7 protein-coding genes and 1 pseudogene are annotated in these 15,243 nt (G+C 48.3%); all 8 read left to right on the top strand.

All coding sequences use genetic code 11. From position 1 onward, the window contains the following. Positions 1-512: pseudogene (locus tag K2G43_RS05250) on the top strand (hypothetical protein); the annotation flags it as partial. 24 nt (positions 513-536) lie between these two features. Further along, entirely contained in the window at positions 537-1,691 is a 1,155-nt protein-coding gene (locus K2G43_RS05255) for a 6-bladed beta-propeller (protein ID WP_300153341.1), read from the top strand. Between the two features lie 9 nt (positions 1,692-1,700). Further along, positions 1,701-3,182, top strand: a complete 1,482-nt coding sequence (locus K2G43_RS05260) for a radical SAM peptide maturase (RefSeq protein ID WP_300153343.1) — start codon at positions 1,701-1,703, stop codon at positions 3,180-3,182. Positions 3,183-3,193: 11 nt separating this feature from the next. Beyond that, a complete protein-coding gene (locus K2G43_RS05265) occupies positions 3,194-4,408 on the top strand; it encodes a TIGR04150 pseudo-rSAM protein (RefSeq protein ID WP_300153345.1) in 1,215 nt (404 codons plus the stop codon). A gap of 15 nt (positions 4,409-4,423) precedes the next feature. Further along, positions 4,424-8,995 (top strand): glycosyltransferase, encoded by a 4,572-nt coding sequence (locus K2G43_RS05270; protein ID WP_300153347.1) that lies wholly within the window; start codon positions 4,424-4,426, stop codon positions 8,993-8,995. Between the two features lie 7 nt (positions 8,996-9,002). Beyond that, the gene (locus K2G43_RS05275; RefSeq protein WP_300153351.1) at positions 9,003-11,207 is read left to right on the top strand and encodes a peptidase domain-containing ABC transporter; all 2,205 of its coding nucleotides are present in this window, start codon (positions 9,003-9,005) and stop codon (positions 11,205-11,207) included. After that, positions 11,207-12,523 carry an HlyD family efflux transporter periplasmic adaptor subunit gene (locus K2G43_RS05280; RefSeq protein WP_300153349.1) on the top strand — a complete coding sequence of 439 codons (1,317 nt, stop codon included), beginning with the start codon at positions 11,207-11,209 and terminating at the stop codon, positions 12,521-12,523. Before K2G43_RS05275 ends, K2G43_RS05280 begins: the two co-directional genes overlap by 1 nt. 108 nt (positions 12,524-12,631) lie before the next feature. Next, a complete protein-coding gene (locus tag K2G43_RS05285; RefSeq protein ID WP_297643976.1) occupies positions 12,632-14,827 on the top strand; it encodes an AAA family ATPase in 2,196 nt (731 codons plus the stop codon). Positions 14,828-15,243 lie beyond the last annotated feature (416 nt).

Below are 15,243 nucleotides of genomic sequence, written 5' to 3' on the forward strand. Positions count from 1 at the left end.
GCCCGATTTATTCAATGGGTATAAATCCCTATTATGATTGCAGGAAAGATACTATTTATCACTATAATATAGAGACCAATCAAATTTATTCGGTATATACTTCCAATATGCATGCGGAAAAGCTGGTAACTGTCTGTTCTAAGGAGACTCCTTTGCATTTTTATACTTGTCAGCAGACTTACAGAGAGGGTACGGATATCAATCCGGAGAATAGAACCGGATATAAGCTTTTCCAAGTGGACAAAAAGACCGGGAAAGGCAGGTACATACAGGTGGTAAACGATTACTTGGGCGGCATTAAGTTTGATGTTGATTATTGGTTTTGGTTTATAAGAGATGATTATGTCGCTTATTATTGGGAACCGTTGGCATTGAAGGAAGAATTGGAGGAGGCCTTGTCGGCTAATAGGGAAATGAGTGCTGAAGTCCGCGAGCGCATCCTTAAATTGAAGGATCTCCTGCATGAGAACAGCAATGATATACTGATGATTTGTAAATTCAAGAAGCAATAGTCATAAATTTAAAACCAGAAAAACATGAGAAACAGAAATTTATTATTCACTCTTGCCTTAGCTGCAACAATCTCGGGAAACGGAATCTTGAATGCGCAAGATATCCGGATAGACATGAACAAGGCATATCCAAAGAAAACAATCTGCCTGCAAGACGCGGCCGAGGTGGAATACATTCCATTGGAAACCAAAGACGGGGTGATTTTCAATGGAACGGTGGTGAACATCTCCCGTCAGGGCATAGCCGGTTATAACAAGAAAAAGGGAGACATCTTGTTGTTCGACGGGACGGGAAAGGCCATTCGGTCTTTCAATCACACGGGGCAGGGACCGAATGAATATCTCCAATTGTTTTACATAGATGTGGATTGGGAACAGAAGGAAGTGTATGTACAAGACAACCTCCGTGAAAAAATCAAGGTCTATTCGCAAGAAGGAAGCTACCTGCGGACTATCCCGATAGAGGGTACTATGCGGCAGAACGATATGTTCAATTACTCTCCGGAACAAATCGTCTATTTCAAGCAACCTGCCCAAAAGGATTTTTCGGCCTACTGCCCTGTAACGTTTGTTTCCAAGACCGGCAACGGAACAGAATCACTTCCTTTCCAAAAGAAAGAGGAAACGATGGTGAAAGCCACAGGCGGTCCGTTCGGCAATATGCAGATGCCGGTAAGGAGCGTGTCCTCTCTGTGCAAAAAGGGGCGGAGTGTTTACGTGAACGAAGTGACATCGGACATCGTCTATCGGATAGATGCCGGTAAGAAGATGACCCCTGTCATCACCCGTGTACCTTCCTATCAGTCGAACAAGAATTTCCTTCTTGTCCTTTGGGGAGCTACTCCGCGTTTCTATTTCCTGAGGAGGCAACAGACGTTGTTGCAGTTCAAGGATAATGCCGCAAAAGATACAGAAAGCACTTTTGTAGCCTATGACCGCAAAAGCGGTGAGTACTTTTGTCCCACATTCACCAACAAGGAGTATTCGTCGCAAGCCATTGGATTGGATCAACTTCTTCAGTGTGCCGGGGATGACAATAAGTGCTATCTCTTGCTGGATGCCCTTACCCTGAAAGAAGCCCTGTCCGGAGGAAAACTGAATGGCAGGTTGAAGGCTGTCGCTGAAAAGATAGACGAAGAGGACAATCCGGTTGTGATGGTTGTATCGTTCAACAAATGAGTTATAACTATGAAAAATCATGTTTTGTTCTCGACAAGAGACAATCATTACCTGTATTCATGTAGGCATAAAGAGATACTCCCGGTTCATCCTATATTGCAGCGTATCATTCAATTGCATGATGAAGGAAAGGACTTTGGGGAGAATGATGAAGTGCTGTGTACATATATGAAAGACGAAGTGGAGTATTATCGACAGAAATACGACTATTTGAAAGATATGCAGGTGATTGGCAAAAAAGATGATATAGAATACGCTCCCTTGTCTGAAGAAATGATCCGAAAAGAACTTGAAAATTTGCAAGTTCTGACATTTGTTGTTACGGATAAATGTAATCTGAAGTGTAGATATTGTGCATACGGGGAAATGTATTGTGGTTACGATGTCAGAGAGGATGGAGATTTGACTTTTGACAAAGCTAAACAAGTGTTGGACTATCTGTTTAATATATGGATAAAAGCTAAAGCTTTGTCAGCAAAGAGAACTGTCACTATTGGTTTTTATGGTGGAGAACCTTTAATGAATTTTGAACTTATCAAACAGATTGTTGATTATGTAGATGAACATACTTTCCCACATATCGAATTTCAATATAATATGACTACTAATGCCATGCTATTGGATAAATATCAAGATTTCCTGCAGAAGTATGAATTTCGATTGTTAATTAGTTTGGATGGGACAGAAGAGGATGATTGTCATCGCGTAACAGCAGGTGGTATTAATTCATTCAAATATGTATTTCCTAAAATAAAGAAGCTTAAAGAGATTTATCCATCTTATTTTGAGAAATGTATTTCGTTTAATAGTGTTCTTCATTCCAATAGCGATGTGGGGCGTATCGTTGATTTTTTTGAAAAAGAATTCGGAAAATCCCCAATGTTAAGCGAATTGAGTCGGCAAAATGTGATAAACAATCGCTTGTTTAGTAAAATGTTTTTAAATGTACAAGCGGCAATAAAACAATCTGGAAGGCAAGCCTTCATAGACAAGAAGTTGATGTATGTTTCACCCAATATTTCTACGTTAACATCCTATTTGCACCGATATACCAATGAAACTTTTAAGGATTATCGTTCTATGTTTTACGGTACAAAACGTTATTCTTTCATTCCAACAGGAACTTGTATTCCTTTTAACCGTAAATTCTTGGTTACCACCAATGGGAAAATCATGGTATGTGAACATATTGACCATAAATATGCGGTAGGAAAAGTTGATGAAAAGGGCATTCATTTGGATTTGGTTGAGATTGGGAGAAAATACAATGAACAATATTATGATAGGATAATTCAGTTGTGTAATAAGTGCTATGCCCAATGTAATTGTACTCAATGCATCTTTCAAACAAACATAGACAACAATCCTGTAAAATGTAAAAGTTTTTATACTTATGTAAGATTTGCAGAGCATTTGGCTGCCAATTTGGATTATTTGGAACATAACAGATGGTCATATAAACGTGTCATGGAGGAGATTACTTTATTCTAAAATCAGTAAATATGTTATATCTATATACGGAACCATATACTTGTTATTTTTATAAAAGAGGAAAAATCCTATTATATAATACATTGGATAAGAAGTTAACCTTATATGAGGTGGATGATGAGTTGCGCTCTATTGCAGAAATGCTATGGAAGGAGAAAGGCGTATTGATAGAAGAGAAAATATCTCAACTTTCTTCTGTTGCACATTTCGTAGATGTTTTAAGGAGAAGTTTTAATGGTGATATACTTCCTATTGCAAAGAAGCAGGTAATGCCTGCACTTTTTCATCCTATTGTGAATAATCAAAGAGATTTTAAACGTTTGCAACAGGTTGATAAAATCAGTATTGATAATCAAGTGATGAATTATTTGGAAGAGGTTTATATCTATTTGAATGGGATTGATGAGAAAAAAGAATATCCGGCATTCATGCAGACACCATCTTATTGGGGACAAAATGCAGATATTGACGGACGAGAATTGATTGCATGGTTGGGGCATGTTCAAAACAAACAAATTAGTCAGATAAACCTTTTAGGGGGTGACGTATTAAACCATATTCATTTTGAGGAAATTATAGATGTGGCAAGATTGAAAGCACACGAAATCAACCTATATTACAGATATGATTTATTTCAAGAGGAATATTTGCATAAGCTTGACCAACATGAAATAGACAAATTGTATATAATTGTTCCAATGTATATGGTTGATGAAGCATTATTGTATTCAAAAGTTGAGAGCTTGAAAAATTGGAATTTAAAACAATTGATATTTTTAGTTGTTTCGGAGGAGGAATATCTATGTGCTGAAAGCTTGATAGTCCAATATGACATTAAAGACTATATATTTAAACCATTGTATAATGGGAACAATTTGTCTTTTTTTGAAAAAGAGGTATTTTTAAATATAGAAGATATAGAGGGACTGACACCAACAAAAAGGGAAATTTATGCCAATCAAAATATAAATAGAAATGATTTTGGAAGAATAACCATACTTCCCAATGGAAAAATCTATGCGAATCCTAATAAAGAAGCATTAGGTATTATAGGACGGGATAGAGTGCACAATGTGATTTATCGTGAGTTAACCGAAGGGCATTCTTGGCTCTACATCCGTAACGATAAACCTTGTAGTGATTGCATTTATCAATGGCTTTGTCCTTCACCATCTAATTATGAACAAGCGATTGGAAAGCCGAATCTTTGTCATGTAGTACCTTAGTTCTCATAAATTGGAATGAGGAATTTTACTTTTAGTATGGACAAAAACAGGTTTAATATAGGCGAAGTTACAGTAGCAAAGGAATTCCCTATCGGTGTATCAGGCATCCTCCGTTGCCGGAACAATGATGACTTTTTGGACGAGTGTATCGAATCCGTCATAGACGGACTGGACGAACTTGTGGCAGTCTATAATGAATGCACCGATCGGACGGTGGAAATCCTGGAGCGGAAGCAGCGGCAATATCCCGACAAGATAAAGTTGTATGAATATCTTCCCCACGTATTGCCTTTGGAACTGGACGAGGAGACATTCGCCTATGCCCGGAGCCTGCCTCCCGATTCGGGGCAGCTGATGGCTGAATATACCAATTTCGTCCTCTCTAAAGCTACCTACCGCTACATCATGAAGGTGGATGCCGATCAAGTCTATTTCACCTCGCAATGGAAACGTATCTGTGATGCCTACCGCACTACGGACAAGGTAACGATTACGGAACAGGAGGAACAGGCGTACCGGCTGTATGCGGACAGAAAGCTGCCCGCCGGTCAATATCCTTATTATGCCTCGTATATTGAAAAGCGTATTATCAACGACAAAGTGGCGGTCTCCTTTTCGGGCATCAACCTCTATCATCCGAAAGAGTGCTGGATGGTGGGGCTGGGCGACAGAACGTGCAGGGCGCTGCAACCGCCGTTCAACGGGGCGCACGACCATTTCTGCTTGGATGCCGGCAAAGGCCTGCGGTATGAAAGCCGGATACGTCCTACCCTGATAAAGGGAGGATACGGACGTATCATCGAACGGATGCGCTACGGTGAAGAGATGCCGGACGGAGGTTTCTTGTGGTTTCACCTGAAGGCATTGACGAAAGCCGCCTGGAATGAGTCAATCCCTCTAAGTAGATTGGCACCGCTGGAAAGGCTGGTGAATATGCCTTATCCAAGGTTCAATGCACAATACCGTCCTTATTTTGTCACGCACTTTGCGGAATCGGGCTTCGCCTGTCTGTTTGAGGCACAACGGTCGTATATCCCTTGGCAACGTCTGGACGCTTTGGAAGAGAAGTACAAACGGATGCAACGTCCGTCCGGTAAGTATGTGGAGAATCCGGGAAACCGCACGCTCTGCTTCATCCCCGTGCGCAAAGGGAGCAAGGGAATTCCGGGCAAGAACCTGAAGCCTTTAGGGGGAAAGCCGCTGGTATGCTGGGTGCTGGACACGGTGTTGGCATCCGGCATTGCCGATGAGGTATGGGTGGCTACCGACTGGGACGAGATGGAGCGTCTGGTGTGCGGCAGGTATGCGGAAAAGGTAAAGGTATATCGCCGCAGCGAATGGAGCGCACGGGACGAGGCACCCACTCCGGAAGTGGTGAGAGAGTTTCTGGAGGAAGTGCGGCCCGATGACAATGACCGTTTCATTTTGTTGCAGGCCACTTCACCCTTTCTCCGCAGGGAAGAGTTGCAAGCCTTGCTTGGGGAGATGCGGAAGGGGGAATATGACTCGTTTGTCTCCTGCTGCCGTTTGAAGAAATTCCGATGGAGCGGCGACGGTCGTCCGCTGGACTATACAGCCGTGAGGAAGCCCCGCAGACAGGAATTTGAAGGAATGCTGCTGGAATCGGGAGCGTTTTACGCTTCGACCGCAGGAGCCGTGAGAAGGAGCGGCGAGCTGCTGCCCGGGCGTGTCCGGGTGATGGAGACGGGCGAAGGAGGACTGATAGACCTGGATGAGTATTCGGACTGGACACAGGCGGAAGATTATGCCCGAAAGGTGGGCGTGACGGACGATTTCTATGTGGAGTATTACGAAACGGTGGACGAACTGCTGCAAGCATACGTGTTTTGCAAGGAGCTGGAGCAACCGGTGTGTACCTACCTGTTTCAGCGCTCTTATCCGCTACGCCCGGAATATGAGAAGCGGAGGAAGGAGGGACACTCAGCCAATAGATGCCGGAAGTGGCTGGAAGAGAGACTCCTGCCGAACATTCCGGAAAAGAGAGTTTCGGGAAGGCAAGCAAGCGATGACTATCGTTCGGAGTCGTGGTACGAAACGCTGTCTGCCCTGTCGGGGCGTTTGGTGGCCTATGTCTATAACAACCGTCAGTTGCGCTATTTGCTGCCATTGGTGAACGGGCTGAACCGTCCGGTGTTGTTGGTCTGCGAGCCGGGAGTGGATGAAGAGGTGGAAGTGGGCGAGCACGTGACCGCCGTGGAGCTTTGTTTCATGGATGCCTGTCCGGTGTATGAGGACAACGTGTTAGAGACCGGTTTCCTGGAACTGTACCGCTACTACAACACATTCTTCCTGATGACAGAGGCACTTCGCCCCGAAGGGGTGGTGGTATTGGAGGGCTGTCACTATCAGGAGCAGGTATGGGGAGTGATTGCCCGGAAGAGGGGCATCCCGTGTATCGGCATCCAGCAGGGATGGCCTTCGTTGATGCACACCATGTTCCGTAACCTCCCTTATTCGCACTACCTGACGTGGGGCAGAAACCTGTCGGAATACTGGAAGAAGTACAATCCGGGAACCGACTTCATCTCCATAGGCTACCTCTATGAAGTGGAAAGAAAGAGAGGGGACGACATTACGTTCTTTCTGCAAGCCCCCGTGTTCATCAGTGACGCCGCCTATTTCGACCAATTGGTGGAGCTGGTAGTAGAAACGGCGGAGAAATATCCGGAACGGATGGTAGGCGTGCGTGAACATCCCGAATACAACTTGCCGGCATCCGTCGTGGAAAAGTTCGGGAACTATCCGAATGTGCGGATGATGTCCGATTGCACCCTTGCCGAAGCGTTCGCGCATACAGGCGTGGCGGTGTCCCACTTCTCGTCCGCATTGTTAGAAGGGGTGGCACATGATTGCGTCCCGTTGGTGTTCGACCCCGCCCGCGATTCCCGCTATACGCCTGACGTGGAACAATTAGGGTTGGGATTGATAGCTTACGACAAGCAGTCTTTCTTTGAAAAGTTGGAAGTCATCTTGACAGACTCCTCCACATTCCTTGAAAAGATATTGATGCGGAAGGAGGGATGGATGCAAGCCGTGTCGGGAGAGGCGGTGAAGCATGCAGTGGATGCCTTGACCCGTATCGCTCCCTGCCGCATCCCGGAAACAACGACGGTGCCAAAGCTACATATCGGTTGCGGCCCTTTCACACTGGAAGGGTGGCTGAATACGGATATAGGCGGCTATCGCCCGGAAATCCGTTATCTGGATGCGGGAAGGCATTATCCCTTTCTCGACGATTCTTTTGAATATATCTACTCCGAACACCTGTTTGAACATTTGGAACTGCCGCAGGCGGCGACTATGTTGGAAGAGTGCTTCCGGGTGTTGAAGCCCGGCGGCAGGATGCGGCTTTCCATGCCGGATTTCCACTTCCTGATGGAGCTATACCGACATCCGGACGAGGAGCCTAACCGCCGGTACCTGGCATGGAGCTACCGCCTTTTCGGAGAGAAGAAATGGGGGGAGGCGGCGGAAGAGGACTATCCGGTGCATGTCATCAACAACTTCTTCCATCTGTGGGGACACCGGTTTATCCATACGCCGGAACACCTGACAAGGATGGTGGAACGGGCGGGATTCGAACAGTTCTGCCGCTATCCGGTGGGAGCAAGCGATACGCCCGCCTTCCGAAACATAGAGCGGCACCGGGACAGCATACCGGAGTGGGCCAATGAACTGGAAACGTTTGTCGTGGAGATGGAAAAACCGATACATCCCAAAGAGGGGAAGAAGGAGGAAACTGCCGGAATTGTTCCCGCGGTTTCTGTGATTGTCCCTGTCTATAATGGGGAAAAATACTTGGAGTGCTGCTTGGAAAGTCTGTCCGGACAGTCGTTGGAAAATGTGGAGGTGGTGCTGGTGAACGACGGTTCCACAGATGTCTCGGGACGGATGATGAAGGAGTATGCGGCGGGACATGCCCGTTGCCACTATGTGGAGCAGGAAAACGGAGGATTGTCGGCGGCAAGGAATGCGGGATTGGAACATGCCACGGGGAGGTATGTCGCTTTCTTGGATTGTGATGACTTCTTGCCGCAGGAGGCATTGGCGAAACTGTATGAAAAGGCTGTGGAGACGGATGCGGACATCGTGGCGGGCAATGTGGCTGTTTTTGAGAACGGCTTCACGTATGATTACCACCGCCGGAATGCGGACGGCGGGGAGGTGGTGTCCGGCGTGACTTTCCTGTCGAGGGTGACGGATGAGCGAAGGTATGTGCCGATGGTTTACGGCTATCTGTATGAGCGTGCCTTTATTGAGAAAAACAGGCTCCGCTTTGAGCCGGGCATCATCCATGAAGACGAACTATGGACACCGATAGCGCTGGCAAAGGCTGCAAGGATGGCGGCTGTCGGAAACGTGACCTGCTACTACAGGCAGCACGGTATATCTATCATGAAGACGGCCTGTGCCGAAAAACGTCTGGTCTCCATGGCATGCATCATAGATAAACTGATGGAATTTTTGAGACAAGGTCGTCTGCCGGAGAAAGGCATACAAGCCATCCGTGCAAGGATAGGGTTGCTGGAAAGAATGATGGACGGTTTGCGTATGAATAAACAATAAAAGAATGATGAAGCGTTTTCCACATTATTTGCAGTTGGACGCCATGGATTGCGGTCCCACTTGCTTGCGTATGATAGCCGGGTATTATGGCAAGAACTATTCGCTGCAAACACTCCGCGCACGCTCCTTCATCACCCGTGAAGGCGTTTCGATGCTGGGAATCAGCGATGCCGCCGAGAGCATCGGTTTTCGGACCATGGGCGTGCGCGTCTCTTTTGACCAACTGGTGCAGGATGTGCCTCTGCCCTGCATCCTGCATTGGAATCAGAATCATTTTGTGGTCTGCTACGGCATCGAGAAGAAGAAAGGAGAATATCGGTTTCGGATAGCAGATCCGGCAAGCCAATTGGTGACTTACCACGAACAGGAATTGAAGCGGTGCTGGCTGGCGACCAAGTCCGACGGAGAGGAGAAAGGTACCGCACTTGTGCTGGAACCTACTCCTGACTTCTATAACCGTGAGGATGAGCCGGAGCGGAAGGGAAGGAAGCTGCATTTCTTCCTCCGTTACCTCACTCCTTATAAAAAGGAATTGTTGCAGCTGGTGTTGGGCATGTTGGTGGTGAGCCTGCTTCAGCTCGTACTGCCTTTCCTGACACAAGCCCTTGTGGATGTGGGCATTCGCGACGGGAATCTTGGCTTTATCACATTGGTGCTGGTGGCACAGATTGTAGTCTCGGTGTCGCAGCTTTCGGTGGAATTTATCCGCAGCTGGATATTGCTGCATGTGAATACGCGCATTTCCATCTCCCTCATTTCGGACTTTCTGGCAAAGCTGATGAAGTTGCCGCTCCATTTTTTCGATACGAAGATGGTGGGGGACATCATACAGCGCATCGGCGACCATAACCGTATAAAGACTTTCCTGACAGGCTCTTCCATCAGCACGCTTTTCTCTTTTGTCAGTTTCTTTATCTTCGCCGTCGTGTTGGCCTACTACAATCCGGTGCTATTGGGAATCTTCCTGTTGGGCAACAGCCTGTATATAGCCTGGATTCTGTTCTTCATGAAATATCGCCGTGAACTGGATATCCGCCGGTTTGCACAAGCCGCCGGAGAGCAGAGCAACCTTGTGCAGATGGTGACCGCCATGCAGGAGATAAAGCTGAACAATTGCGAGACGCAGAAGCGGTGGCAATGGGAACGCATCCAGGTGAAGCTGTTCAAAATCAGCGTGAAGGGACTTGCCTTGGGGCAGGTGCAGCAGGTGGGATCTGTGTTTTTTAACCAGACAACCAATATCATCGTCTCGTTTATTGCCGCAAAGGCCGTTGTGGAGGGAGAGATGACGCTGGGAATGATGATGTCCCTGACCTACATCATCGGCCAGCTCAGTGCGCCGGTCGCCTCCTTCATCGGTTTTGCGCAGCAGCTTCAGGATGCCAAGATAAGTCTGGAGCGTCTGAACGAGGTGCATGGGCGGCCGGACGAGGAGCAGGACATCACCTCCAAGTTGTCCGTCCTGCCTGAGAGACGGGACATCACGTTGGAGAATGTCTGCTTCAGCTACGATGGTGCGGACAGGGACTACGTGTTGGACGGAGTCTCTCTGGTCATTCCGGAACAGAAAGTGACCGCCATTGTGGGAGCAAGCGGAAGCGGAAAGACCACATTGGTGAAACTGCTGCTTGGCTTCTATTCACCCAACATGGGAACGGTGAGGGTGGGTGACACTGCTCTGGGAAGCATCAATCCGCACTTGTGGCGTGCCAAGACGGGAGCCGTGATGCAGGAGGGGTTCATCTTTTCGGAAACCATCGCGCAGAATATTGCCATAGGCGAGGAACAGATTGACATAGAGAGGTTGCGTCGTGCCGTATCGGTGGCCAACATCCGTGAATTCATCGATTCGCTGCCACTGGGCTATAACACGAAAATCGGCATGGAAGGGAACGGCATCAGCCAAGGGCAGAAGCAGCGCCTGCTGATAGCAAGGGCGGTGTATAAGAATCCGGAATTCCTCTTCTTCGACGAGGCTACCAATGCCTTGGATGCAAACAACGAGAAGGAGATTATGGGCCATCTGCATGAGTTCTATAAAGGGAAAACCGTGGTGGTAGTGGCACACCGGCTCAGCACGGTGAAGGATGCCGACAAGATTGTGGTGCTGGACAAAGGCCGTATTGTCGAGGAAGGTACGCACAAGGAGCTGACGGAACGGGAAGGATTGTATTATCGTCTGGTGAAGAATCAACTGGAATTGGGGAACTGATGGAAGAGACAAGACAGGAATATAGGAAGGACGTGGAACTTCGCAGCGAAGAGGTGCAGGAATTGATGAACCACATTTCGCCGTGGGTGGTGAGAAGCGGCATTACCGTGCTGTTTGTGATAATATCGGTCATACTGGTAGGGTGCTGGATATTCAGATATCCGGACTCGTTGGCGGCTGAGGTGACTCTTGCTACGGAGGAGCCTCCCGCCTTTGTATTGGCGCATGCCACGGGAAGGCTTGATACGCTGTATGTGGAAAACGGGAGCATGGTGAGGACCGGTGCCGGATTGGGGGTGATTGGCAATGCGGCACTTACAGAAGACGTATGTCTGCTGGTGTCATGGATGGAGCAATGGGAAAGGGCAGATTATGATTGGCGGAAAGGGAGGGAGCTGTTTGCCGGCAAACGGTTGCGACTGGGCGAGGTGCAAGCGGCGTTTGCAGCCTTCATCACTTCCCTGTCCGAGTATGTGCGATTCATGGAGCTGGATTATTATGCCCGGAAACTCCGTTCGCAGGAGAGGCAGTTGGACGGACAACGCGCCTACTTGCAAGTGGCGGAAAGGGAATATGCATGGATGGAAAAGGAAGTGGAGTTGGCTCAAAACATGTATGGACGCGACTCCACACTGTATGCCGGAAATGCGATGATTGCCGCCGAGTTCGAAGAGTCGGAAAGCAGATACCTTCAGCGCCTCCGCTCTAAAGAGAATGCGCGTATGGGGCTGCTTCAGGCCGGAATGCAACTGATGCAGCATGAAGAGAACCTGCTGGATATACGAAAACAGGCGTATGACGAGGAGCAGAGGCGGCGGACGGAATTGAAAAATGCCGTGGAACAGCTGTCGGCGCAGTTGAGCGCTTGGCAACATGCCTATTTCTTAAGAAGCCCTGTCGATGGCAAGGTTACTTTTATGACGGTGTGGAAGCGTAACCAGAACGTAAAGACGGGTGAAACGGTCTTTATGGTTCAGCCTTCGGACAGCTCGTGTGTATTGGGCAAGGCGTTGCTTCCCTTGCAGGGATCGGGCAAAGTACATGTCGGGCAAAAAGTGCATATTCGTCTGGACAACTATCCCGACCAAGAGTTCGGCTATGTGAAAGGACGGGTGAAAAGCATCTCGCCTGCCCCCACGGAAGAGGACCGATATGTGGTGGAAATCCTGTTGCCTGAGGGGTTGCGGACCAATTATGGCAAGCTGCTGCCTGCCTCGCGTGAACTGAAAGGAACAGCAGATATTATCCTGGCCGATAGAAGTGTGCTTGAGAGACTGTTGGCACCGTTGAGGAAGGTGGTGGAGTATGAAGAATAGGGGAATGGGTGGGAACAGGCGAAAAATCCCCAATAATAAGGATAATGGGGCAGGGGTAACGAAATAAACGTTATCTTTGTCCTATTGTTTATATATGATCACCAACTCATGGAAAATAACCCCGAAACAGCGCTTGCATGGCAATTCATTGAAAACACAGGCACGCATCTTTTCTTGACCGGAAAGGCAGGTACCGGCAAGACCACTTTCCTGCGCAGGCTGAAGGCCGAAAGCCCGAAACGAATGATTGTGCTTGCACCTACGGGCATTGCGGCCATCAATGCGGGCGGTGCCACCATCCACTCTTTCTTCCAATTGCCTTTCGCACCGTATGTGCCCGAAAGCTCGTTCAGTGCGGACGGCAAGGCGGCCTATCGTTTCCGCTTCGGCAAAGAGAAAATCAACATTATCCGCAGCATCGACTTGCTGGTGATTGATGAAATCAGCATGGTGCGTGCCGATTTGCTTGACTCGGTGGATGCCGTGTTGCGGCGTTTCCGCGATCGGAGCAAGCCGTTCGGCGGTGTACAATTGCTGATGATTGGCGACCTTCAGCAACTTGCCCCCGTAGTGAAGGACGAGGAGTGGCAGTTGTTGCGCAAGTATTATGATACACCCTATTTTTTCTCCAGTCAGGCGTTGAAGCAGACCGAATACTGCACCATCGAACTGAAGAAAGTCTATCGGCAGAATGACGGGACTTTCTTGGAACTGCTGAACCGCATCCGTGAGAACCGTTGCGACCGGCAAGTGCTGGAGGCCCTGAACCGTCGCTACATCCCAAACTTCGCACCGGACAAGGAAGAGGGCTATATCCGTCTGGTGACCCACAACTATCAGGCGCAACGCATCAACGACCATGAGTTGGAGCAGCTTCCGGGGCGTTCGTATGCTTTCCGTGCCAAGATTGAAGGGAAGTTTCCCGAATACTCTTATCCCACGGACGAGTTGCTGGAACTGAAACGGGGTGCGCAGGTGATGTTTGTGAAGAACGACACTTCCGGTGAGCACCGTTACTACAACGGCATGATTGGAGAGGTGACCGCCGTGTCGCCCGGTGGAATCGAGGTGCGCAGCAAAGGAGGAAACGCCGCCTTCCAGCTTCAAGAGGAGGAGTGGGCGAATGCCAAATACGTGTTGGACGAAGAGACCAAAGAGATTAAGGAGGAGATTGAAGGCGTGTTCCGGCAATATCCGCTGAAACTGGCTTGGGCGATAACCATCCACAAAAGCCAGGGACTAACCTTTGAGCGTGCCGTGATTGATGCCAGCGCCTCGTTTGCGCACGGACAGACCTACGTAGCTCTGAGCCGTTGCAAGACACTGGAGGGAATGGTGCTCAGCGCCCCGCTGTCGGCAAAAGCCATTATTACGGACGATGCGGTGGATACCTTTACGACGGAAGCCCGGAGGAGCGAGCCGGACGAGAAACGTTTCCGCTCTTTGCAGCAAGCCTATTTTCTGGAATTGCTGTCGGGTTTGTTCGATTTCTTGCCTATGGAGCAGGCGTTGCGGCGGTATGTGCGGCTGATAGACGAGCACTTGTATAAGTTGTTCCCCAAACAATTGGCGGCTTGCAAGGAGGAGGTGAAACGCTTTCAGGAGAAGGTGACGAAAGTTGCCCAAAAGTTCAGTGTACAATATACCCGTCTGGTAGATACAGCAGAAGATTATGCGGATGATAAGAACTTGCAGGGGCGCATCCATGCTGCCGCCGTCTATTTCCAAGAACAGTTACAACCGCTGGATGCCTTGATGGTGAACACGGTAACTTCCGACAATAAGGAACTGAAGAAGAAACTTCGGGATGCTTTGGAAGAGCTGGAGGGGTTGTTTGACTTGAAGTCCGGCCTGCTGGAGTATGTATTGGAGCATGGGTTCCACGTGGGGGACTACTTGAAACAGAAGGCGCTTCTTTCCTTGGATGATTCTGCTTCCTTCAAAGGAAAAGGGAAGAGTGCTGCTAACGGGACAGGTCAGGAAGGCGGGCAAAGAAACTCCCGTGAGCGGAAGCGTGCCTCTGCGGCGGTCGAAGTTCCCACAGATGTGCTGCATCCGGAGCTCTATAGCCGCTTGGTGGCTTGGCGCAATACGGAGGCCTTGCGGTTGGGGCTGCCTGTATATACCGTTATCCAGCAGAAGGCGATTCTGGGCATCAGCAACCTGTTGCCTTCAGACAAAGCCATGCTGGTGCGCATTCCTTATTTCGGGAAGAAAGGGGCGGAGAAGTACGGAGATGTAATCTTGGAAATGGTGCGGGCCTATCGGAAAGAGAAGGGGCTGGCAGAAACTGAACTGCTATAGCAGGACATCCACATGATAGTCAAACAGAAATATCCTGCGAATATTTCTATTCTTAGGAGTTAACGGGAGTTATCACTCCGCTTCGTTTCGTTAGGAGTTAAAAACCAATAATTTAACTTAACGTGAGTCTGATATAAGCGATAGCACACCGCCCGTATGGCAATTCCTTATATCGAACTCACGTTAATTTATGTAAAGAGGAGTATCGGCTGATAACTCCCCCTGGTTCCTATAGTCCCTCTAAAAGAAATCTAAAATCATAATTATTTACATAGTAAATCTTACTTCCGAAAATTCCATCACCCTTTATGTTCCTGATCCGCGTCTTGTCCGGTTCTCTTCTGCTCCATAGTTTCTTCGGTGTTTCTTCGGACGTTCTTCGGACATTCTTCGGTCCTAGGGAGTGGAGTTTGTCC

This window comes from Bacteroides sp., from assembly GCF_029057325.1.
Classification (GTDB): domain Bacteria; phylum Bacteroidota; class Bacteroidia; order Bacteroidales; family Bacteroidaceae; genus Bacteroides.

Bases quoted from the DNA above. Each gene is read 5' to 3' on its own strand.
- K2G43_RS05255 (WP_300153341.1), top strand. From the start codon at position 537: ATGAGAAACAGAAATTTATTATTCACTCTTGCCTTAGCTGCAACAATC.
- K2G43_RS05260 (WP_300153343.1), top strand. From the start codon at position 1,701: ATGAAAAATCATGTTTTGTTCTCGACAAGAGACAATCATTACCTGTAT.
- K2G43_RS05265 (WP_300153345.1), top strand. From the start codon at position 3,194: ATGTTATATCTATATACGGAACCATATACTTGTTATTTTTATAAAAGA.
- K2G43_RS05270 (WP_300153347.1), top strand. From the start codon at position 4,424: ATGAGGAATTTTACTTTTAGTATGGACAAAAACAGGTTTAATATAGGC.
- K2G43_RS05275 (WP_300153351.1), top strand. From the start codon at position 9,003: ATGAAGCGTTTTCCACATTATTTGCAGTTGGACGCCATGGATTGCGGT.
- K2G43_RS05280 (WP_300153349.1), top strand. From the start codon at position 11,207: ATGGAAGAGACAAGACAGGAATATAGGAAGGACGTGGAACTTCGCAGC.
- K2G43_RS05285 (WP_297643976.1), top strand. From the start codon at position 12,632: ATGGAAAATAACCCCGAAACAGCGCTTGCATGGCAATTCATTGAAAAC.